The organism is Parerythrobacter jejuensis (assembly GCF_039536765.1).
GTDB classification, from domain to species: Bacteria; Pseudomonadota; Alphaproteobacteria; order Sphingomonadales; family Sphingomonadaceae; genus Parerythrobacter; species Parerythrobacter jejuensis.
Genome location: NZ_BAAAZF010000001.1, coordinates 1,917,023 through 1,937,337 on the forward strand (window position 1 = coordinate 1,917,023; position 20,315 = coordinate 1,937,337).

20 protein-coding genes are annotated in these 20,315 nt (G+C 59.6%); 9 read left to right on the forward strand and 11 right to left on the reverse strand.

What is annotated here, in order from left to right; translation table 11 throughout:
- Positions 1 to 5 precede the first annotated feature (5 nt).
- The gene (locus tag ABD653_RS09495; RefSeq protein ID WP_160778455.1) at positions 6 to 1,478 is read right to left on the reverse strand and encodes a TolC family outer membrane protein; all 1,473 of its coding nucleotides are present in this window, start codon (positions 1,476 to 1,478) and stop codon (positions 6 to 8) included.
- 2 nt (positions 1,479 to 1,480) lie between these two features.
- Positions 1,481 to 2,080, reverse strand: a complete 600-nt coding sequence (locus ABD653_RS09500) for a protein-L-isoaspartate O-methyltransferase family protein (protein ID WP_160778456.1) — start codon at positions 2,078 to 2,080, stop codon at positions 1,481 to 1,483.
- 159 nt (positions 2,081 to 2,239) lie between these two features.
- On the opposite strand from ABD653_RS09500, the gene ABD653_RS09505 reads away from it, so the two are divergent.
- From ABD653_RS09505 to ABD653_RS09515, 3 genes are all read left to right on the forward strand, one after another.
- Entirely contained in the window at positions 2,240 to 3,751 is a 1,512-nt protein-coding gene (locus ABD653_RS09505) for a fumarate hydratase (protein WP_160780326.1), read from the forward strand.
- Positions 3,752 to 3,851: 100 nt separating this feature from the next.
- On the forward strand, positions 3,852 to 5,108 hold the full coding sequence (locus ABD653_RS09510) for a sensor histidine kinase (RefSeq protein ID WP_160778457.1): 1,257 nt from the start codon (positions 3,852 to 3,854) through the stop codon (positions 5,106 to 5,108).
- Between the two features lie 4 nt (positions 5,109 to 5,112).
- Positions 5,113 to 5,850 (forward strand): LytR/AlgR family response regulator transcription factor, encoded by a 738-nt coding sequence (locus ABD653_RS09515; RefSeq protein WP_234032128.1) that lies wholly within the window; start codon positions 5,113 to 5,115, stop codon positions 5,848 to 5,850.
- Between the two features lie 351 nt (positions 5,851 to 6,201).
- Here the strand turns inward: ABD653_RS09515 and ABD653_RS09520 are convergent, their stop codons facing one another.
- On the reverse strand, positions 6,202 to 6,507 hold the full coding sequence (locus tag ABD653_RS09520) for a UrcA family protein (RefSeq protein WP_160778458.1): 306 nt from the start codon (positions 6,505 to 6,507) through the stop codon (positions 6,202 to 6,204).
- Positions 6,508 to 6,713: 206 nt separating this feature from the next.
- Between ABD653_RS09520 and ABD653_RS09525 the strand changes: the two genes are divergently transcribed.
- Both ABD653_RS09525 and ABD653_RS09530 read left to right on the forward strand, forming a co-directional pair.
- On the forward strand, positions 6,714 to 6,980 hold the full coding sequence (locus ABD653_RS09525) for a hypothetical protein (RefSeq protein WP_160778459.1): 267 nt from the start codon (positions 6,714 to 6,716) through the stop codon (positions 6,978 to 6,980).
- A gap of 41 nt (positions 6,981 to 7,021) precedes the next feature.
- Complete coding sequence (locus ABD653_RS09530) at positions 7,022 to 7,774, forward strand: metallophosphoesterase family protein (RefSeq protein ID WP_234032129.1); 753 nt, start codon at positions 7,022 to 7,024, stop codon at positions 7,772 to 7,774.
- Between the two features lie 71 nt (positions 7,775 to 7,845).
- Here the strand turns inward: ABD653_RS09530 and rpsI are convergent, their stop codons facing one another.
- From rpsI to ABD653_RS09555, 5 genes are all read right to left on the reverse strand, one after another.
- Positions 7,846 to 8,331, reverse strand: a complete 486-nt coding sequence (gene rpsI / locus ABD653_RS09535) for a 30S ribosomal protein S9 (protein WP_234032250.1) — start codon at positions 8,329 to 8,331, stop codon at positions 7,846 to 7,848.
- A 167-nt stretch (positions 8,332 to 8,498) separates the two neighbouring features.
- The gene (rplM, locus tag ABD653_RS09540) at positions 8,499 to 8,978 is read right to left on the reverse strand and encodes a 50S ribosomal protein L13 (protein ID WP_160778461.1); all 480 of its coding nucleotides are present in this window, start codon (positions 8,976 to 8,978) and stop codon (positions 8,499 to 8,501) included.
- A 160-nt stretch (positions 8,979 to 9,138) separates the two neighbouring features.
- Positions 9,139 to 9,849, reverse strand: a complete 711-nt coding sequence (locus ABD653_RS09545) for a hypothetical protein (RefSeq protein ID WP_160778462.1) — start codon at positions 9,847 to 9,849, stop codon at positions 9,139 to 9,141.
- The gene (gene cutA, locus ABD653_RS09550) at positions 9,850 to 10,170 is read right to left on the reverse strand and encodes a divalent-cation tolerance protein CutA (RefSeq protein WP_160778463.1); all 321 of its coding nucleotides are present in this window, start codon (positions 10,168 to 10,170) and stop codon (positions 9,850 to 9,852) included. It abuts the gene before it with no gap.
- Entirely contained in the window at positions 10,170 to 11,255 is a 1,086-nt protein-coding gene (locus ABD653_RS09555) for a COX15/CtaA family protein (RefSeq protein WP_160778464.1), read from the reverse strand. The genes cutA and ABD653_RS09555 overlap by 1 nt, the downstream gene beginning before the upstream one ends.
- A gap of 93 nt (positions 11,256 to 11,348) precedes the next feature.
- Here ABD653_RS09555 and ABD653_RS09560 point away from each other — a divergent pair, with 93 nt between their 5' ends.
- The 3 genes from ABD653_RS09560 (at position 11,349) to ABD653_RS09570 (ending at position 13,368) form a co-directional block, all read left to right on the forward strand.
- Positions 11,349 to 11,720 carry a MerC domain-containing protein gene (locus tag ABD653_RS09560; protein ID WP_160778465.1) on the forward strand — a complete coding sequence of 124 codons (372 nt, stop codon included), beginning with the start codon at positions 11,349 to 11,351 and terminating at the stop codon, positions 11,718 to 11,720.
- Positions 11,721 to 11,737: 17 nt separating this feature from the next.
- Positions 11,738 to 12,718 (forward strand): sulfur carrier protein ThiS, encoded by a 981-nt coding sequence (thiS, locus tag ABD653_RS09565; RefSeq protein WP_160778466.1) that lies wholly within the window; start codon positions 11,738 to 11,740, stop codon positions 12,716 to 12,718.
- A 122-nt stretch (positions 12,719 to 12,840) separates the two neighbouring features.
- Positions 12,841 to 13,368: a hypothetical protein gene (locus ABD653_RS09570; RefSeq protein WP_160778467.1), complete on the forward strand. Its 528-nt coding sequence runs from the start codon at positions 12,841 to 12,843 to the stop codon at positions 13,366 to 13,368.
- A 90-nt stretch (positions 13,369 to 13,458) separates the two neighbouring features.
- On the opposite strand, the gene ABD653_RS09575 is transcribed toward ABD653_RS09570, so the two are convergent.
- From ABD653_RS09575 to ABD653_RS09585, 3 genes are all read right to left on the reverse strand, one after another.
- Entirely contained in the window at positions 13,459 to 15,264 is a 1,806-nt protein-coding gene (locus tag ABD653_RS09575) for an AMP-dependent synthetase/ligase (RefSeq protein WP_160778468.1), read from the reverse strand.
- 100 nt (positions 15,265 to 15,364) lie between these two features.
- Positions 15,365 to 17,098, reverse strand: a complete 1,734-nt coding sequence (gene ggt, locus ABD653_RS09580; protein ID WP_160778469.1) for a gamma-glutamyltransferase — start codon at positions 17,096 to 17,098, stop codon at positions 15,365 to 15,367.
- An 11-nt stretch (positions 17,099 to 17,109) separates the two neighbouring features.
- Positions 17,110 to 18,141, reverse strand: a complete 1,032-nt coding sequence (locus tag ABD653_RS09585; RefSeq protein ID WP_160778470.1) for a quinone-dependent dihydroorotate dehydrogenase — start codon at positions 18,139 to 18,141, stop codon at positions 17,110 to 17,112.
- 310 nt (positions 18,142 to 18,451) lie between these two features.
- On the opposite strand from ABD653_RS09585, the gene ABD653_RS09590 reads away from it, so the two are divergent.
- Complete coding sequence (locus ABD653_RS09590) at positions 18,452 to 20,299, forward strand: DUF885 domain-containing protein (protein WP_160778471.1); 1,848 nt, start codon at positions 18,452 to 18,454, stop codon at positions 20,297 to 20,299.
- The last annotated feature ends 16 nt before the right edge of the window (positions 20,300 to 20,315 follow it).

A 20,315-nucleotide genomic window follows, 5' to 3' on the forward strand; every position in this document is an offset into this window, starting at 1 on the left:
AGCAATTACGGCTGCGGTGTTTCCGCTGCCGTCACGTCGCCGGGAATCTCCGCACTTGCGGGCGGAATGTCAACGGTTCTTGTGCTCTTTGCGACAGGCTGAGGATCACGATCCCAGTCCAGCAGCTTGCCCCGGACCCTTCTGTAGTTGTCCATTGGATCATACAATGTGCCGCCCTCCAGGCCGAGATCGCGCGCTTCTGCCTTGCCCATCGCGGCCAAGAGCGAAAAGCCTGCGACGTAGGCGTTGCGGCGCGCGGTCACCAATTGTGCCTGGGCCTGGACCAGTTCCTGTTCGGCATTGAGCACATCGAGAATCGAGCGGTTACCGATCGAGTTCTCCGCTCTGACGCCCTCAAGGCTCAGTTCCGCAGCGGACACCGCAGTTTGCGAGCTCTCGATGATTTCGAGCGAGGCCTGATAGCTCGAATAGGATGCGCGTACCTGAGCGATGACGTTGCGTTCAGCTGCAATTATCTGCTCGAGGGCAGCACTTTCGCGGGCCTGCGCTTGCCGTTGACGGGCAGCGGGCGCCCCTCCCTGGAACAGGGGGATTGTGATCTGCACGCCCGCATTGGCAGTCTTTTCGACCTGGCGGAAATTCTGCGCGATCGGCCCACCCAGCGTATTGAAATAATTGGTATAATTGCTGTTGGCGAACAAGCCAACAGTGGGCAATCGTCCGGCGCCCGCGGCTTTCACGTCATAGCCGGCAGCTTCGGCTTGTTCACGCGCCGCGATCAAGTCCGGATTGTGTTCCAGCGCGGTATCAACCGCAGTGTAAGGCGAATCGGGCAAATTTGGCAGCGGCGGCGGCGGCATAAGATCGTTCGGCGCATCCCCGACCAGCTGGATATAGGTCTCCCGCGCCTGGATCAAATTGGCCTGGGCAGAGCGCAAGTCACTTCGGGCCACAGCTAGGCGCGATTCGGATTGGGCGACATCGGTCCGGGTCAAATCGCCAATTTCGAAGCGGTCACTGGTTGCTTCGAGATTGATTGTGAGCACATCGACCTGGTTCGCACTCAGCCCGACCAGAGCCTGCGTGCGCAATACGTCCATATAGGCCGCGACAACTTGGCTGAACACGCTTGATTCGGTCCCGCGTAGGCTTGCCTGCCCTGCAGATACGCGCTCTTTGGCCGCCTTCACGGAATTCTTGACCCCTCCGCCCGAATACACCGGAACAGTCAGCGTCTGCCCGATTTGGAGAACACGCTGAGGAGCAGTGAAACTGTTGGGCGAAACCTTGGGAAACTCCGTGTAGCGCGTCGTAGAGGATATATTGGGCAAACCCTGCGCGCGCTGGATCGGGACATTCTCGTCCTCGGCCCGTTGTTGAGAGCGAGCAGCCTGCAAGGTGGGGTTGGTCTCGTAAGCTTTGACAAGGGCCTCACGCAGCGTATCGGCCTGCGCTGGTGTTCCCACCAGTGCGGCAGCGCCACACAACAAGGCTGCGATCCGGCCCCTCCCTATCATGTTCAGAAACTCCAGCCTTTCGGCGCATCGAATTGGGCCAGTCGGGGCAGAGCGATATCTTCGACGGTCAGGAAGGCAATTTCTTTTCCTTGGCGCCGACCGGTCGCGAGCCGGGTTACACCGTTTTCGATGAGCCCGGTGACCATCCGGCCATCCTCAGCTAGCCGCTTTGCCAGGGCGGGCGTACTTGCTTCGATCGCGCCATCGATCAGGATCAAGCTGTAAGGTCCGCGCTTCTTGCTTCCGGCTGCGTCTGTCGGTGTTATCGACTCAACCTTCGCTACAACTGGCTCCACCAGCGCCGTCAGATACCCACTGCCGTTGTCGACGATCAGGACAGTGTCCGCCGGTTGGAGGTCGGCCTCTTCCAGCATTTTGGCGTGAGCGACCGGCTGGGCCAGAATGCCACCTTCGCCGAGCGGAATAGAGCGGTCCATATAGCAGAAGCCACGGGCGCTTTCGGGCACATACTGTTCGCGCGGAACGCTGATCATGCGCGACAGAACAAGCGGCGTATTGACCCCGCTGGTGCGCAGCTGGCTGTCAATCATCGCGCGACGCGCGGCGGCAAAATCCATAGGACGGGTGGCAGTATCGATCATGTTACCTCGTTCGTAGAGCTGTATTACACCAACAATACAGTTCGTCAATTGCCGCTTTATAGGCCCGTTGCGCATGCGCCAAGTGCTTTGACGCCTAGCGGCTGGTGAGACTATGGGGGCGCCGGTTCTACGAGAAGGAGTGATGCGTCGATGAGTGACATGGTAACGATCCGTGAAGACGACCTGGTCGAAAGCGTTGCCGACGCCTTGCAGTTCATTTCCTACTACCATCCGATGGACTATATACGCGCCCTGGGTGATGCTTACGAGGCTGAGCAAGGCCCGGCAGCGAAAGACGCCATTGCGCAGATCCTGACCAACAGCCGGATGTGCGCCGAAGGGCATCGCCCGCTGTGCCAGGATACGGGCATCGTCAATGTCTTCGTCAAGTGGGGCCAGGACTGCCGTCTCGATTCGAAGCGCGCCTTGCAAGATATCGTCGATGACGGTGTTCGGAAGGCTTATAACCACCCCGAGAACAAGCTGCGCGCGTCGATCCTGGCTGATCCGGCATTTACCCGCCGCAACACCCGTGACAACACGCCTAGCGTCCTGTCGGTTGAAATGGTGCCGGGCGACACAGTAAGCATCGATGTCGCGGCCAAAGGCGGAGGCAGCGAGAACAAATCCAAGTTCAAGATGATGAATCCGAGCGACAATATCGTCGACTGGGTTGTCGAGCAGATCCCGTCCATGGGCGCAGGTTGGTGCCCGCCCGGCATGTTGGGGATCGGCATCGGGGGCACGGCCGAGCACTGCCTCAAACTTGCCAAGCAGAGCCTGATGGATCCGATCGATATGGCCCAGCTCAAGAAGCGTGGGGCGGAAAATGACATCGAGCAATTGCGGATCGATATCTTCGATGCTGTCAATGCCCAAGGCGTTGGGGCGCAAGGCCTTGGCGGGCTTTCAACAGTGTTGGATGTCAAAATTCTCGATTGGCCGTGCCATGCGGCCGGCAAACCTGTGGGAATGATCCCGAATTGTGCGGCGACACGGCACGCCCATTTCACGCTCGACGGCTCGGGCCCGGCCTATCTCGAGCAACCGGATCTGGAGCAGTGGCCCAAGGTCGACTGGCAGCCTGACAGCGCGGCCAAACGGGTCGATCTGGACAATCTCTCTCAGGAAGAGGTGAACAGCTGGGAGCATGGTGATCGCCTGCTACTGTCAGGGAAGATGCTGACAGGCCGTGATGCCGCCCACAAGCGGATCAAGGATATGCTCGAGCGCGGTGAAGAGCTGCCGGTCGATTTCAAGGGCCGTGCGATCTACTATGTCGGGCCGGTAGATCCGGTGATGGGGGAAGTGGTTGGACCGGCGGGGCCGACCACCGCAACCCGGATGGACAAGTTTACCGAAATGATGCTCGATCTCGGCTTGCTGGCCATGATCGGCAAGGCCGAACGCGGCCACAATGCGGTCGAGGTGATCAGCAATTACAAGGTCGCTTACCTGATGGCGACCGGAGGTGCAGCCTATTTGGTGGCGCGCGCGATCAAGGAATCGAAAGTTGTCGGGTTCGAAGATCTCGGCATGGAGGCGATTTACGAGTTTACGGTCAAGGATATGCCGGTGACGGTCGCTGTCGATAGCGAAGGAAACAATGTGCACACGCTTGCCCCGGCCAAATGGAAAAAGCGCATCGCCGAGGAAGGCTTGCTGGGTTAGCGCGCCGACCAGCGACATGGACCTTCGACAAATGCCAGAGTCGGCTCGACCGCGGTGCTGGCCTCGGTGGGCCGTGTCAGGCTAGAGGCAAAACGAGAATATGTTTGCAAATGAAACTTCCCATGCCGGCGAGGCGGTGCGCCTTCCACTGCGCTATGTGCTCGGTTCCATTGTCGGATTGTGGTTCTGCTACTTTCTGCTGATTACCGCCCGAGGGTCGCTTGTGGGGATGGAGCTGGAAAGCGATCTCCTCCTGCGCCGAACTCTCGTTTGCGCTGTCGGGGCTGCCGTTACATTCGTCATCTGGTTGATCCTGCGGCTGTTCGATGCAAGCAAGACATGGCTCAAAATCGTTGTAGCCTTGATCATCTCCCTTCCGGGGGCTGTGATGATCGCACAGTTCAACCAATTCATTTTTGCCGAGTTCCAGGAGCGGATGTACCAGAAGTTCGCCGAAGAACGCGGCGTGAGCCTGCGTCGCGACGAGGCTGGCAACCTGCTCGTCGAAATTCCGCAACCCCGCGATTGGCAGGTCACGCGAGACACCGATAGTGAAGGGGTCAATGGCGATCCCGACCAGGAGCCGATGTATACCTTTACGCTGGAGGAAGCGAAGGAGGGGCTGGGCCGTTGGCTACCGATCGTCGATGCTGCCCTCAGCAGATATTACCTGCTGTTGACCTGGGCGGCGCTCTACCTCGCGATGCTTGCCGGCGCCCAGGCGCGAGCGGCCGAAAGACGAGGTGAACGTTTCCGATCGGCAGCCAAGGCGGCAGAGCTGCAAAGCCTGCGCTATCAGGTCAATCCGCATTTCCTGTTCAACACGCTGAATTCTCTATCCTCGCTGGTGCTGACGGGGAAATCGGATCGGGCAGAGGAAATGATCCAGGCGATGTCGCGCTTCTATCGGCATAGCCTCGCGGATGACATCACTGCGGACGTCTTGTTGACCGACGAATTCGAATTGCAAAAGCACTATCTCGAAATCGAGGAGCTGCGCTTCCCGGAGCGACTGCGGACGGAGTTCATTCTGCCAAGGCCGCTTGAGTCCTGCCGCATACCGGGAATGATCTTGCAGCCGCTGGTCGAGAACGCCGTCAAATATGGCGTTGCCCCGGTCAACCGGCCGGTGACCATCACCGTCAGTGCCGATGAAGAGTTTGATCGCTTGGTGATCCGTGTTGCCGACGATGGGCCGGGCGTACCGAAGGGCACCAAGCCGGGATTCGGCATCGGGCTGGCAAATGTAAAAGACCGTATAGAGGCACGCTTTGGGCGCGATGCGACCATCACCGCAGGGCCGGTCGCGGATGGCTATGTCACTGAACTGCGCCTGCCGCTGGAACGGAAAGGTTGATCCCTTGAGCGAAGAACAAAGCCTGCGCACACTGATTGTCGATGATGAGCCACTCGCCGTGGAGCGGATGCAGGTCATCTGTGCCAAGATCCCCCAGCTCAATGTGGTGGGCACGGCAAGCGACGGTGATGCGGCATTGCGACTCGTGGAGGCGCTGCAGCCTGATCTGGTGCTGCTCGACATGACCATGCCCGGCCTGGATGGGTTGGGTGTAGCGAGAGCGCTCGGCAAACTGGAGAAACGGCCTGCCGTCATCTTCGTGACCGCTCATGATCATTTCGCGGTCGAGGCCTTTGATCTCGATGCAGTCGACTATGTCCTCAAGCCGGTCGCCAAAGATCGGTTGGAACGTGCAATTGATCGCGCTGTGGCGCGCCAGGGCGGCGCGCAAGATGCTCGTACCGAAAGCCAATGGCTCGAAGAGCTTTGGGTCCCGCACCGGTCCGAATTGATCCGTATCGAAACAGCGCAAGTTTCCCGCATCGATGCAGAACGCGATTATGTGCGCCTGTATGTAGAAGATCGCACATACTTACTCCTCCAGACCATTGCCGGGCTGGAAAAGCGCCTTGATCCGGCGGAGTTCATCCGGATCCACCGCTCCACCATCCTGCGCAAGGATGGTATTCGAGGCCTGCGCCATGATGGTTTGGGCGTTTGGTCTGTCGAGTTGGACGATGGCGAGGCATTGCGGATTGGCCGCACCTATTTGCCCAAGGTGAAAGCCATGGCCGGACGCTGAAAAGCGCTGCTTGCCGGGCTCTTCCGATTTACTATGCGATGCGGCGCGCTATCTTGGCGCACCGTTGGCGCTGCGGGCGTCCAGTTGCCCTTGCAACACGTGATGCCGCCCTTCGCGACCAAACCTTCATTTTCGCCCCAGTTCGAGGCCACAGGCACCGTAAGGCCGACAGGCCGCCCGAGCTTTGCCCAGGAAGGAAAGGGCGCGGATGCGTTCCGCCCGCAGGGCCGACAAGAGATCTGCTAGAGAGCGCACGGAAAACACACAAAAACCCCGAGCCGGGGGACTGCATCCGGCTCGGGGCTCGGAAACTGGCCTTTGGGGGACAGCCTCCGGGTAGCTGGGGTTGCGTCAGCCACCCAAACGGTTGTTGTCGATCACTTCGGCGAACTGCTGGCGAGCGAGGCGCTTGGCTTCACGGTAGCATTTGCTTGCTTGCGAGTTGCTGATGCGAGTGCCGCTGCGCTGGGCACCGACGCGGCAATACCTTTTCGCCGCTGCATCGATCCGGCGCTCAAGAGTTTTCTGGCCCTTAACGCTGGAAAGATTGAGATCCTGGTACTGGACGACCATGTTGTCGCCGGTTTCGACAGCCAGAGCGGGCGTGCCAGCGATCAGGGTTGCGGTTGCTGCGAGGGCAATCAGGGGGGTTTTCATCGTTGTTTCCTCCGTCTGTGGGCCTGCAAGGGGGGTCAGAGGCTCTCCACGACTTTTGGAATAGGCGTGTTCGCCAGTCGGTGCATTCAGCCTTCGACTACAGGCGTGATCGCGTCGACGAAATTGGGCGCTTCGGGACGGAATGCGAAATTCCCCGGACGAACAACCATTGGCAACCGACCAATGATTACGCCAATGTGTGGCACATGGCATTGTTAGCAATCTTCTTGCTCGGGATCGGCAATTTTACGCTCCACAAAGCGGTTTTGGAGAGCAAGCACCCACTACTGGGAGAGATTCCGGGCTTTTCGCGCGTGCTTGGCGGACGGCTAACGCTCGCCACGGAATTCATCATTCTGCTGGCTGCAATGTTGCTGGCCGGAAATGGCTGGCCGGGCATCGCATGGGCTTATGCCGGCTATAGCGGCCTTAATGGTCTTGCGGCCTGGCTCATTCTGAATCGCCGCGTGTGAATCCGATTCTCGCCACGCCCCAGACCTGCTAGGCGGAGCGGATGGCGCGCGATATGACGACCCTGTTCCACGCGAGTGACATGCATTTCGGCGTCGAGGACGATGCTGCCATGGCCTGGTTCGCGCAAGCGGTGATGGCCGAGCAGCCCGATGCGATCATTTGCACGGGCGACCTGACGCAGCGCGCCACCCATCACCAATATGACACGGCGCGTGACTGGTTCGCCGGGCTTGGCGTTCCGGTCATGTTGCAGCCCGGCAATCATGACATGCCCTATTTCAATCTGTGGGAGCGTTTTCGCCGGCCCTATGCTCGTTTTGGCGAGCTGGAAGCAGCCGTGGGATCTGAGCTATCTCTCGATCACGCTCTGATTGTGCCTTTTGACACCAATGTCCCTGCACAGTTGCGGTGGCCGTGGTCTGATGGTGTCGTTACACGGCGCAATCTCGATGCCGCTCTTGAGCGGCTCGCCCAAGTGTCTGTTGACCCAAGGCCGAAACTGGTTGCCTGTCACCACCCGTTGTTGCCAAAGGACGACGATCGGAAGAACCCGACGATACGCGGCGATATGGCCTTTGAAGAGCTGGCTGCGGCTGGGGCCAGTGCGGTCCTAACCGGCCATGTGCACTTCCCGTTCGACATGGTGCGATCGCGTGGCAATCAGGCGATGCGTATGATCGGAGCAGGAACTCTGTCGACCAGACTGCGGGGTGCGGCACCGTCCTACAACGTGGTCACGATTGCCGAAGATGGTTCGATCTCGGTCGAACAGCGCGACTTCGAATTGGCCTGAAGGGGGCCTGCCATCCAACGAAAAAGGGCGACCCGCTGGGCCGCCCTTTTCGTAATTCCAAGACTGGAAAATCAGCGCTTCGAGAACTGGAAGCTACGGCGTGCTTTCGCACGACCGTATTTCTTACGCTCGACCACACGGCTATCGCGGGTCAGGAAGCCTGCTGCCTTCACTGTGGCGCGCAGTTCCGGCTCGTACTTGGCCAAGGCCTGGCTGATGCCGTGCTTCACTGCACCGGCCTGACCCGAGAGACCGCCGCCGCGAACGGTGGCAATCACGTCATACTGACCTTCGCGATCGGTGATGGAGAAAGGCTGGTTGATGATCAGGCGCAGCGTCGGACGTGCGAAATACACTTCCTGCTCGCGACCGTTGACGGTGACCTTGCCTTTGCCGGGCTTGATCCAGACACGTGCCGTTGCATCTTTACGACGGCCGGTTGCATAGGCACGGCCCTGCGCATCAAGCTCCTGCTCGCGCAGCGGCGCTGTGCTTACCGCGACTGTCGCTGCGTCTGCATCGGGGGCATCGCCCGCAATCGCGCCAAGATCGGCCAGATCCGAAACGGTTTCGGTCTTGGCTTCTTCAGCAGGGGCTTCCTTAGCAGGGTCCTCTTCCGTTTTGGGCTCTTCAGCAGCAGCTTCCGTCTTCGGCGCTTCTGTCTCGGGAGTTTCCGTTGCAGGAGTTTCTGCTGCGGTCTCTTCTGTCTTTTTCTTGTCAGCCATTAGGAGGCAGCCTTGTTCTTGCGGTTCATCGAGGCAACGTCGAGCACACTGGGCTTCTGGCCGTCATGCGGATGCTCGGTGCCGGCATAGAGGTGCAGGGCACGCATCTGGTCACGGCCCAACGGGCCGCGCGGGATCATGCGCTGGATAGCTTTTTCAAGCACGCGCTCCGGGAAGCGGCCTTCCAGCACCTTGGCTGGGGTCGTTTCCTTGATGCCACCAGGGTGACCAGTGTGCTTGTAATAGGTCTTGCCGGTCATCTTGTTGCCGGTGAATTTCACCTTGCCGGCATTGATGATGATGACATGGTCACCGCAATCAACATGCGGGGTGTAGCTGGGCTTGTGCTTGCCGCGCAGCAGATTGGCGACAATCGCTGCCAGACGACCAACGACGAGGCCCTCGGCATCGATAATGTGCCAGTTTTTCTCGACCTCGGCCGGCTTGATCGACCGGGTGGTCTTTGTAAGCGCCTTCATGGCTTGTCTCGTTCCTTGTTGTGTGATGCCCGGAGCGATTCCGGTCATGGGCGCGAATCTCTCATGCGAGAGACTGCTCTGGCCGCGGCAAATGGTCGCGAACCACCTCTAAGTCAAGCATTCTTGCGGGTTTGAGAGGAGGTAAAATAATACCGTGACTCTAGACGGTAAGGCTCCAGACCTCGCTCGATCGGCGGCTGGAACTACCGATACGTGTGCTGATCGTGCGATCCGCCCTCACGAGCAGGCCAGAGTCTGGATCAGTTGTCGCCGCGAAGTCGATGGTCATTTCTCCGGCCTGTTGCCCAGGCAAGGCGAGCGTTTTGGCCTCTCGCCAGTCCTTGTCTCGCGGGAAGAACAGATCTCTCGGCAAGAGCGAAAGCAATCCTGCAGCCCGTTGATCGAGGGAAGCGGCAAACGTCCGCGCAGCGGCCTTCAGATCGTCACTGGGCGCTTGGCCCGCTAAGAAATCCTCTGCTTTCGCGAGAGCATTGTCCATGGAGGCCGGGGTGAGCGGGTCTACCCCTGCCCGCAGAAGCCCGGAAGCGTCGAGCTCGATAGGAAACAAGTTGGTCTCAGTCCGCTTAGCCTCCATCTGCGCCAGCCCGGCCAATGACGGCGGGGCGTCGACGCTGACAGCGATCTGCCTTCCGCTCACCACAAAGCCGCCCGAAACCGCAGAAAAGCCGATCTGCCACTCCCGCTTCACGGAGATAGCATTGCCGTCGCTCAGCGTCCGGATAAGGGAACGCGACAAAGTACATAGCTTGTCTGGAACGATCACCTTCGCGGCGAGGGTCGCATGGGCGGGCGCCAGCAGGCCAAACCCTATCCCGACGGTGCCGACCAGAAATTGCCTGCGACTGCCCATCTACGAAATCTTCCCTGCCAGCAGGCCCAGCCAGTCCCGCGTCGCCCGCGCCGGAGCATCAGCGCGCCACCCGAGGATGGCTGGCGCTTTATACGGGTGCAAATCCTCTATCCTGGCGACTGCTTGGTCTAGAATCGTCGCATCGGTCTTGAACAGCACGCCAATCTCTGCCGCATTCGTCCTCTCGCCACCCCAGTCGAAGATCGATTCAACCGAACCCAATATGTTGGCGCAAGCCACAAGCTTCTCGTCAAGCAATATGCCTGCGGCTGTTCGCGCAGCCTCGTGATCGGGGAAAGGCGCCCAGATCATTGCCGACATCAGGCAGTGGCTCCTTTTCGCCCTGCCACATGCGCAGCCCAAGCTGTTGCAATCACGAGGAGAGCCCCGACAAGTTGGTGGGCAACGGCAATCCACAAGGCGACGCCCGTCATCACCGTTGCGATACCCAGCAGGATCTGGATGCCGAAGGCAGAATGCACTGCCACGGAAGCCCTGCGATCAATCGGGCGGACAACCCGCGCAAGAACGATTAGGGCTGCAACCGCTGCCCAGGCCCACCATCTGTGCAGGAAATGAAGCAGGAAGGGATCGTGCGTAATGGCCCAAAGCACTCCCTTTGTAGTGTCATATTCGGGAATGAAGCGCCCCTGCATCAACGGCCACGTGTCTGAGGCCAGCCCGGCATTCAGGCCCGCCACCCACGCACCAAGCAGCATCTGGATGAACAGAATGATTGCCGTCACGGTCGAAATGGCGGTGAGGCGTGATGGCGCCGCTGATGGGTCGCGTGCCAGCGCCCGCAGGTCCAGCGCGGTCCAGATCAACCCTGCCAAAGTAATAAAGGCAGTGAGCAAATGGACAGACAGCCAGAAATGGCTGACATCGGTCATGTCGCCCGAAAGGCCCGACCGGACCATCAGCCAGCCGAATGTGCCCTGCAGACCGCCCAAGGCGAGCAGGGCGAGGAGCCGTGGCTTGTAGCCGGTCGGGATCAGGCCCTTGACCCAATAGAAGGCCAGTGGGATCGCGAATGCGAGCCCGATCAGCCGGCCCATCAGTCGATGAAACCATTCCCAAAAGAAGATGAACTTGAAATCGCTCAGCGTCATGCCCGCCGGGCCGGCCTCAAGCCGGAATTCAGGCGTTTCCCGATACTCGGCGAACTCGGCCAGCCACGCTTCCTCTGTCAGGGGGGGCAAGGTGCCGGTCACCGGTTGCCACTGGGTAATTGAAAGCCCTGATTCGGTGAGGCGGGTAATTCCTCCGACCGCAACAATCGTTACCACCATGGCAGCGACAAAATATAGCCAACGGGCGAGCCGATCTGGCGCTCCATCGATGATTGGCGAACTCTTGCTCGCCAATTCAGCCGATTTTGCCGGAAAAGCTGATTGTACAACCATAGCCCCTTGATGGGGCCCGCCGGGCCGGGTTGCAAGCTGCGAAGAACGCATCACCTCTTGCGAAAAGATATACTATAACATAAATGGACCCGCATGAATCGCTCCGCCCTTTCCAACAGGTCTCGACTCGACCGAGCCGGCATTGCTTTGTCGGGCCTGTGCGCGATTCATTGTCTGGCGAGTATTGTGGTTGTTTCGGCGCTCGGGCTGGGCGGCCAGTGGCTCCTGGCCCCGGAAATCCATCGGTGGGGCCTTGCGCTTGCCTGTGTAATTGCAGGCGTCGCGATTGGCTGGGGGGCGCTACGTCACCGCCGTCGCACGCCATTTGTCGTCGCGATGACCGGGCTGACCTTCATGGGGGGCGCATTGGCTGCCCCACACGGCATTGAAGAGGCTGTATTGACCATCATCGGGGTCGCGTTGGTTTCGCTCGGCCACATACTCAACTTGCGCCACTCACATTGAACGCTATTTCGCTTGGCATGAGCGAAACATTGTCCCTGACCGTCAATGGCGAAACCCGCCGGACCACCGCCGCCACGATTGCCGCGCTGGTCCGCGAACTGGAGCTGGAGCCTGCCAAGGTTGCCGTCGAGCGCAATGGCGAGATTGCGCCCCGCGCCCAACTCGACTCGATTGTGCTTTCCGATGGGGATGCGCTGGAGATTGTCCACTTCGTGGGCGGAGGCGAGAGCGCTGACACCTGGTCGGTTGCGGGCCGGACCTTTTCGTCGCGACTCATAGTCGGCACCGGCAAATACAAGGACTTCGAACAGAACGCCGCGGCTCTCGATGCGAGCGGTGCTGAAATCGTCACTGTCGCGGTGCGCCGTGTGAATGTCAGCGATCCGAACGCACCCATGCTAACCGACTTTATCGATCCCAAGACGACAACCTATCTGCCCAACACAGCGGGATGCTTTACCGCTGAAGACGCCATTCGCACTCTGAGGCTGGCCCGTGAAGCGGGCGGCTGGGACCTCGTCAAACTCGAAGTATTGGGCGAAGCGCGCACTCTCTACCCCAATATGGTCGAGACCATTCGCGCTTGTGAGGTGTTGGCCAATGAAGGCTTCCACCCGATGGTCTACTGCACCGACGACCCGATCGCTGCGAAGCAGTTGGAGGAGGCTGGTGCCGTCGCTGTCATGCCGTTGGGTGCGCCGATTGGCTCAGGCCTCGGCATCCAGAACCGGGTAACGATCCGCCTGATCGTCGAAGGTGCGAAAGTTCCGGTGCTGGTTGACGCCGGCGTCGGCACGGCCAGTGATGCGGCAGTGGCGATGGAGCTTGGGTGCGATGGCGTGCTGATGAACACGGCAATCGCCGAGGCCAAGGATCCGATCCGGATGGCGCGGGCGATGAAGCTTGCTGTTGAAGCGGGGCGGGAGGCCTATCTCTCAGGACGCATGGCAACGCGCAAATACGCCGATCCGTCTTCGCCGTTGGCAGGCCTCATTTAACCCTTTCCTGCCGATCGCCGCTCTGGGCTGAGGGCAGAGAGTGAAGGCCGCTCTTACCCTTTATTAACCATCTTCGACGACAGTCCCCTGAGCACCCAAATGTGCAACAAGGGAATTGCAACATGGCCACCACCGGCACCCAATCGCTGTCCATCGCCGAGATGCGCGAATTCGCAAGCTTCAGTCCATGCGAGCAGCGCTATATCCGCCGTAGCCTGGATATCGGCCTGGGCCGTTGCGACGCTTTCAAGGTCTGGGCGCGGGACGCAGAAGAGAACATCGCGATCCGCAGCCAGTATGTGGCCTATCAGGAACTCAAGGCTCTGCGTGATGAATTGCCGCATATCGGCCCGGGTGACCGCATCGATACCTTTATCGGCACACTAATCCGGGTCGCCACGTTCGATCTCGGTCAAGAGCGGATCGAAGGCTTTTCGGCTTTTCGCTTTCTCTACGAGCGCCTGCTTGGTGCTCAGGCCAGGCCATGGCTGCCCAGCGCCTTCGTCGGTGCGTCCGCACTGCCGGATATTCGCCCTGAGCGCCGCAAGATCCTGCTGCAAAGCCTGAGTGAGGCTGCGGCAACGGCGCCCGGCTGGTCTGACCAGCAACCGAGCTTTTATCCGGAGTTCATCGAAGCCGAGGCTGCTTGATCCGCGGTTCTGCCAGAAACGACTAGTCCAATGGGTCGCCTCCTCGATTGACGAGGACGTGATGACCATGGCCAAATTGAGAACGGCGGCCTAACTCCGGTATAAACCGTTGAGCTGCTCCTGATACCGTTCGCGGATCATGTGGCGGCGGATTTTCATGCTCGGCGTCATTTCTTCGTTTTCGATCGAAAAAGCTTCATCGGCAAAAGTGAATTGCCGCACCTTCTCGATCACTGAAAGATCCTTGTTCACCCGGTCGACCGCGGCGCGAACGGCAGTCTTGAACGCTGGCAGGTCCTGCAACGCCTTCAGGTCGAACTTCTCGTCATTGGCCTTCGCCCATTCCAGCGCCCATTCGGCATCTGGCACGATCAGGCCGACAACATAGGGTCGCTTGTCACCCGCAACCATTGCCTGGCCAATCTCGGGCTGCAGTGTCAGCATGCCCTCGATCTTCTGCGGCGCAACATTATCGCCCTTGTCGTTGACGATCATGTCTTTCTTGCGATCGGTGATGACAATCCGGCCATTGGCATCGAGATGGCCGATATCGCCCGTGTGCAGCCAGCCGTCCTTCAATGTACGATCTGTTTCGGCTTGGTTCTGCCAATAGCCTTGCATCACCAGTTCGCCGCGCACGAGGATTTCGCCATCTTCGGCAATCTTTACCTCGACCCCATGCATCGGCGGGCCGACAGTTTCCATTGCAATGCCCGCCTTGGGCCGGTTGCAACTGATGACCGGCCCGGACTCGGTCTGGCCATAGCCTTGCAGCATGGTCAGCCCCATTGCTTCGAAGAAGATGCCGACGTCGGGATTGAGCGGGGCGCCGCCACTGACCATCGCCTTGATCCGTCCGCCAAAACGCTGCCGAATCTTCGGGCGCAGCAGGCGTTCGAGCATGAAGTCCATCGGCTTGTCGCGCAGCCGGCCTTTGCCTTCTGCCTTTTTCTCGCCAATCGCGAGGGCGCGGTCCATCATGTAGTTTGCCATCCGGCCCTGCTTGGCAACCTGTTTCATAATCCGGGTGCGCAAGACCTCGAACAGACGCGGGACGACCACCATGATTGTCGGGCGGGTTTCCTCGATATTGCTGGCGAGCTTTTCGAGGCCTTCGGAATAGTAGATTTGTGCGCCTACACCGATCGGCAAAAACTGCCCTCCAGTATGCTCGTAAGCATGGCTGAGCGGCAGAAAGGAGAGGAAGCGCTCTTCTTCATCCAGCCCGAAATCATTTGCGAGAATTTCGGCCGCGCCCATGACATTGCAAAGGATAGCGCCATGGTGCTGCAGCACACCGCGCGGCGCGCCGCCTGTGCCGCTCGTGTAGATAATGCAGGCAGTGGTATCGCGGCCAATCCCTGCCAACCGCGATTCGACAGCCTGGCGAGCAGTATCGACGTCGCCCTGGACCATGTCGGCCCATGCACTGACGGTTACAGACCCTGACTGGTGCGGGCGCATGCTATCGATGGGGATCACATGTTCTGCGATACCCGTCCGCATGATCGCGGGCAGCAACGGATCCGACAGCTTCTCGTTCGAGACAATCACAGCCCGCGCGCCTGAATTGTCCAGAATGTGGATGTGGTCGCGCTGAGTGTTGGTGGTGTAGGCGGGTACTGTGATGCAGCCAGCCGCCATGATGGCGAGATCCGCGATGCACCATTCGGGCCGGTTCTCGGACACCAGCATGACCCGGTCACCATCTGCCAGCCCCAGACCGCGCAGGTTTTCGGCGAGAACACACACTTGCTGCGCCACTTCGCGCCAGCTCTGTGTTTGCCATGTCCCATCGTGCTTTGCGCCCAGGAATGGCTTGTCACCATTCTCGTCAGCACGCTTCAGGAATAGTTCGACGAGGTTATTTGCGGTTTCGAAATCGCTCAGTTGCACTGCGGTGCACTCCTGCTCCCGGGGAGGATTGAGATTGTTTTCTTCGTTGTCGGCGTTCTAGGCTTCTGGTTTTGCGGCGGCAAGCGCGCAGGAATCCAGATCAGTCTTCTGCCGGCATCTGCAATAGCGGGATCAGGCGCGGATCGTGGGCCGCCGTCCATCCATCTTGCGTGCGCATAGCTGCATTGGTCCGAAACAGGAATGCACTGGTGATGACCTGTTCATGGCCGAGCGCATTGAGCTGTGGCGCTGCATCAGCCAGCCAGGTGTCTTTCTCTACAATGACGCGCGGCCCGAATGCCATGATCATCGGCATCGCCAGCGCCTCTTCCAGCGACAAGCCGAAGTCGATCACTCCGATGATCGATCGCGCTGTCTGGATCGGAATGGTCGGACCGCCAGCAGCCCCGATCGCCAGCAGGGGCTTCCCGTCCGGATCGTAAACAACCGTGGGTGCCATCGAACTGCGCGGTCGCTTCCCGCCTTGCACCCGATTGGCGACGGGCTGACCATCCCGCTCTGGCCGGAAGCTGAAATCGGTGAGTTCATTGTTGAGGTAGAACCCTCCGAACATATAGCCCGAGCCGAACGCACCCTCGATCGTAGAGGTGTAACTGACCATCGTCCCGTCCGCGCCAATGGCGACCAGATGGGTGGTGCCGCTATCAGGATAATTCTCGCCTACCGCGCGCGCTTGCGGGGCGCTCGGCGGCTTGCCAGCTTCAAAGCGGGCAGTTCTCCTGTCCGGATCAATAAGTTGCGACCGGGCTGCAAGATAGGCAGGGCTGATCAGGCCATCGACCGGGATGTCGACGAAGTCCGCGTCGCCGGTGTAAAGTGCACGATCAGCATATGCTAGACGCTGCGATTCCACGAACAGGTGCCACGCCTTTACCGATCTCGGACCCATCGCTGCGAGGTCGAACCGTTCGAGCTGCTCAAGTATCGCGATAATAGCCAGACCGCCGGACGATGGCGGACCCATGCCGCAGATCTTGTAGCCACGGTAGTCCCCGCACACCGGATCCCTCTCTTTGGATTGATAGGCGATGACATCATCCATCGTCATCTTCTCCGCCCGGGGTGTCGCGGCTGCGATCGTGTCCGCGAGGCCGGAGGCAAAGGGGCCGGAATAGAAATGATCGGGCCCCATAGTGGCCAGCATTTCCAGGGTTCCAGCCAGTGCCGGCTGCAGGATTCGTGACCCTACTGCCTTCGGAGTTTCGCCCTCTGCGTAAAACGTTGCCTTGCCACCTTCTGTCAGCCCAGCCCGATAGGCGTAACCGTCAAGCGAGGCATTCAGTCGCGGATTGAGGATGAACCCGTCGCGTGCCAGCTTGATGGCGGGCTCGAACAATGTCGCCCAAGGCAGCTTGCCATGCTTCCCGTGTGCCCTTTGCGCGACAGAGATATTGCCGGGCACACCGATGCTGAGGCCAGACAGAACCGCTTCGCGCGACGGAAGGGGTTTGCCGTCTTCATCGAGAAACCAGTCGGGCGAAGCGGCGGCTGGTGCCGTTTCGCGCCCGTCATAACTGGTGACTTCCCCACCTGGCGCACCCCTGACAATGAAGCCGCCGCCGCCAATGCCCGAACTTTGTGGCTCGACAACCGTCAGCGCAATCATGGTGGCAATGGCTGCATCGGTTGCGCTTCCTCCGCGCCGCAGCATTTCCTCGCCGGCTGCTGTGGCGCGCGGGTCCGCTGATGCGACAGTTCCGGCAAATGCTGGCTGCGATGCTTGCGACGCAGTCTCGACCTCGCCCGAATAGGCAGAGGAGCAACTTGCGAGGAAAAGGGATCCGGTGGCGATTAAGAGCGTGCGCAGTTTCATGGCCGCAGGTGCTATTCGCTTCCGACCGCCTCTTCAATCGAAGTCATACCGCGCTGGCGCAATTTTCTCGAAAGTCCACGCGCAATAGACCGGCCTAGCCCGGGCCCTTCATAGACCATCGCCGAATAGAGTTGCACCAAGCTCGCCCCGGCGCAGATGCGGGTCCAGGCATCCTCAATCGAGGAGATACCCCCGACTCCCACTAGTGGGAGCGCGCCGCCGGTTGCGGTTCGAAAATCGCGCAGGCGTTGCAAGGCAAGGTCACGCAGGGGCTGCCCGGACAAGCCCCCGGCTTCATGCGCATCCGAGGATAGGAGCGGTGGCCGCGAAATGGTGGTGTTGGAAACGATCAGTGCAGCGAGGCCTTTTGCGATCCCGATCCGCGCGATCGCATCGATATCGGCAGGCTCGAGATCGGGCGCCACCTTTAACATAACTGGCACGTCATGCGATCTGCGTGCTTCCATGATAGCGTCGAGCAAGCCGGATAAGGCACCTTCATCCTGCAAGGCGCGCAGGCCAGGGGTGTTCGGGCTCGAAATATTGGCAGTCAGATAAGAAGCATAGGGGGCCATGCGCCGGGTCATTTCGGCATAATCAGCTATGCGATCGGCAGAATCCTTGTTGGCCCCGATATTGATGCCAATCATACCGCCACGGTTCTTGCGCTTTGCAAGCCTGCGTTCGACCACATCTGCCCCGGAATTGTTGAAACCCATACGGTTGATCACCGCCCGATCCTTGGTCAGGCGGAACAAGCGCGGCTTGGGATTGCCTGCCTGAGGGCGCGGCGTGATCGAACCCACCTCGACAAAGCCGAAACCAAGGCCAAGCAGTGCGTCAGGAACCTCGGCATCTTTGTCATAGCCGGCAGCCACCCCGACGGGCGTTGGGAAACGCAGGCCCGCCAAATTCACCGCCAGCGAATCATCGGCATGCCGTGCATGTGGCAATGGGGCCAGCTTGAGCGCCGCCACAGAGAGTTTGTGCGCTGATTCGGGGTCGAACGCGTGAATAGCGGGGCGAAGAAGGGAAAAAACCATAATACAGCGGCATCTATGCCCTGCCGGAGACTCGGTGTCGAGCACTACGATGTCACTATAATGTAACAAGAAATTGGCCACCAACCGCCCCGGCTGAAACGTTTTGTCGTTTCCATACAATCAGCGAATCGGAGCCTTTGGTAGCTAGTCCCTGCGACCCGAAGGGCTCGAGGCAGCAATGCAACGAGTTCCTCAACTTCATAGGGCGGCTTCTTCACTTGCAAGAAGCCGCCCTCTTTTTCACAAGGCTCCTGAGAACGTGTTGGCCTGCCGTGCCTGGCGGGCGCGCCAGCTTCTATGGAGTCGAACTATGAAGACCCTCCCGATCCTCTTCACTAGCGTTGCCACACTGGCTGTTGCCGGATGCAGTGGCGCCTATGGCGAAACCGCCACAGCCACTTCGACCCAGCGTTCCGCGACCGACACCGCGGTGGCGGCCCCTGCCACTGACATTAGCCAGCTTTTCGAAGACTACGATGCGGCCCAGCTCGAGCTTTCGCCCATGTCCAAGTCATACCGCGGCATTCGTGATGCAGACTACGGGCGGTGGGGTGACTTCTCGGATGCTGCAGAGAAACGTGAATTCGATTTGCTGATGAGCACGGCCAGCGCGATGGAGGGCGGCTATGATCTGGCCAGCCTGAACGCTCAAGACGGACTATCCTATCGCTTGTTCAATGCCATGGCCGAACGGCGGGCATCCCTGTTCCCGTTCCGCAATTACGGCTATATTTTCAATCAGATGAATGGTGCGCAAAGCCAGCTGCCTGCATTCCTGATCAACATCCACCGCGTGTCGAACGAAAGCCAGGCGGCGGACTATGTCAGCCGGATCGAGGGTATGGGCGAAGTTGTCGACACACTCGTCGCTGAAGCGCGGGAGCGGGCCGATGCAGGGGTGATGCCGCCCGACTGGGTCTATCCTTATGTGATCTCCGATGTCGAAAACCTGGTCAAGGATGGCCAGAGCAATGCCATTCTGGACGACTTCGCAGCGAAAGTCGCTGCCTTGGACATTGCTGACGAAGCCAAGATGGAATTGGTCAATGCTTCGCTTGCGGCGTGGAGCAGATCCGCCAAACCCGCTTATCAACGCCTCCTCGCGGAAATGAAGCGCCAGCAATCCATTGCGCCGACCGACGATGGAGTGTGGCGTTTCCCGCAAGGGGCTGACTATTACAAGGCGCTACTGGCCAACTATACGACGACGGATTTGTCGGCCGACGAGATCCACAATATCGGCCTGCGCGAAGTTGAGCGTATCCATGGCGAGATGCGGGCGATTATGGCCAAGGTCGGATTTGAGGGATCGCTACAGGATTTCTTCCAGTTCACCCGCAATGATGATCGTTTTTTCTATACCAGCCGCGAGGAATACATCGCCGACGCCCAGGCCAAGATCGATGCGCTAGGCGAGAAAATGCCCGAGTTCTTCGGCGTCCTCCCGACTGATCCACTGACGATCAAACCGGTCGAAGCCTTCCGTGAGAAAAGTGCCGGCAAGGCGTTCTACCAGCGCCCTGCTCCAGACGGGTCACGGCCGGGCACATACTATGTGAACCTCTACAATCTGCGCGACATGTCGAAGAACGAGCTCGAGGCGCTGGCCTATCATGAAGGTCTGCCGGGCCATCACCTCCAGCTGTCTATACAGACCCAACTGGGCAACGTACCGGCCTTCCGTCGGTTTGGCGGAGTGACAGCCTATTCCGAAGGTTGGGGCCTCTATTCGGAGGAGCTGGGCAAGGATATGGGGTTCTATACCGATCCCTATTCCGACTTCGGGCGACTCGGCATGGAATTGTGGCGCGCATGCAGGCTGGTGGTCGATACGGGCCTGCACCACAAACGCTGGAGCCGGGAACAGGCGATCCAGTACCTGACCGACAACACACCGAATCCCGATGGCGACATTCGCAAGGCGATCGAGCGCTATATCGTCTACCCTGGACAAGCCACGGCCTACATGATCGGCAAGCTCAAGATTATGGAGCTAAGGTCCCGCGCACGCACTGAATTGGGAGACCGGTTTGATATCAGGGGCTTCCACGATACGATCCTGACCAGTGGTCCGGTTCCGCTTTCGATCATGGAAGAGAACGTAATTTCTTGGATCGAACAGCAAAAAGGTGCACAACCTGTCATGGGTCAAAAATAGAACAGAAGATCGCGCA

What these genes read in the sequence shown, in the direction of transcription:
- ABD653_RS09495 (WP_160778455.1), bottom strand. Translation starts at nt 1,478, where the DNA reads ATGATAGGGAGGGGCCGGATCGCAGCCTTGTTGTGTGGCGCTGCCGCA.
- ABD653_RS09500 (WP_160778456.1), bottom strand. Translation starts at nt 2,080, where the DNA reads ATGATCGATACTGCCACCCGTCCTATGGATTTTGCCGCCGCGCGTCGC.
- ABD653_RS09505 (WP_160780326.1), top strand. Translation starts at nt 2,240, where the DNA reads ATGGTAACGATCCGTGAAGACGACCTGGTCGAAAGCGTTGCCGACGCC.
- ABD653_RS09510 (WP_160778457.1), top strand. Translation starts at nt 3,852, where the DNA reads ATGTTTGCAAATGAAACTTCCCATGCCGGCGAGGCGGTGCGCCTTCCA.
- ABD653_RS09520 (WP_160778458.1), bottom strand. Translation starts at nt 6,507, where the DNA reads ATGAAAACCCCCCTGATTGCCCTCGCAGCAACCGCAACCCTGATCGCT.
- ABD653_RS09525 (WP_160778459.1), top strand. Translation starts at nt 6,714, where the DNA reads ATGGCATTGTTAGCAATCTTCTTGCTCGGGATCGGCAATTTTACGCTC.
- ABD653_RS09530 (WP_234032129.1), top strand. Translation starts at nt 7,022, where the DNA reads ATGGCGCGCGATATGACGACCCTGTTCCACGCGAGTGACATGCATTTC.
- rplM (WP_160778461.1), bottom strand. Translation starts at nt 8,978, where the DNA reads ATGAAGGCGCTTACAAAGACCACCCGGTCGATCAAGCCGGCCGAGGTC.
- ABD653_RS09545 (WP_160778462.1), bottom strand. Translation starts at nt 9,849, where the DNA reads ATGGGCAGTCGCAGGCAATTTCTGGTCGGCACCGTCGGGATAGGGTTT.
- cutA (WP_160778463.1), bottom strand. Translation starts at nt 10,170, where the DNA reads ATGTCGGCAATGATCTGGGCGCCTTTCCCCGATCACGAGGCTGCGCGA.
- ABD653_RS09555 (WP_160778464.1), bottom strand. Translation starts at nt 11,255, where the DNA reads ATGGTTGTACAATCAGCTTTTCCGGCAAAATCGGCTGAATTGGCGAGC.
- ABD653_RS09560 (WP_160778465.1), top strand. Translation starts at nt 11,349, where the DNA reads ATGAATCGCTCCGCCCTTTCCAACAGGTCTCGACTCGACCGAGCCGGC.
- thiS (WP_160778466.1), top strand. Translation starts at nt 11,738, where the DNA reads ATGAGCGAAACATTGTCCCTGACCGTCAATGGCGAAACCCGCCGGACC.
- ABD653_RS09570 (WP_160778467.1), top strand. Translation starts at nt 12,841, where the DNA reads ATGGCCACCACCGGCACCCAATCGCTGTCCATCGCCGAGATGCGCGAA.
- ggt (WP_160778469.1), bottom strand. Translation starts at nt 17,098, where the DNA reads ATGAAACTGCGCACGCTCTTAATCGCCACCGGATCCCTTTTCCTCGCA.
- ABD653_RS09585 (WP_160778470.1), bottom strand. Translation starts at nt 18,141, where the DNA reads ATGGTTTTTTCCCTTCTTCGCCCCGCTATTCACGCGTTCGACCCCGAA.
- ABD653_RS09590 (WP_160778471.1), top strand. Translation starts at nt 18,452, where the DNA reads ATGAAGACCCTCCCGATCCTCTTCACTAGCGTTGCCACACTGGCTGTT.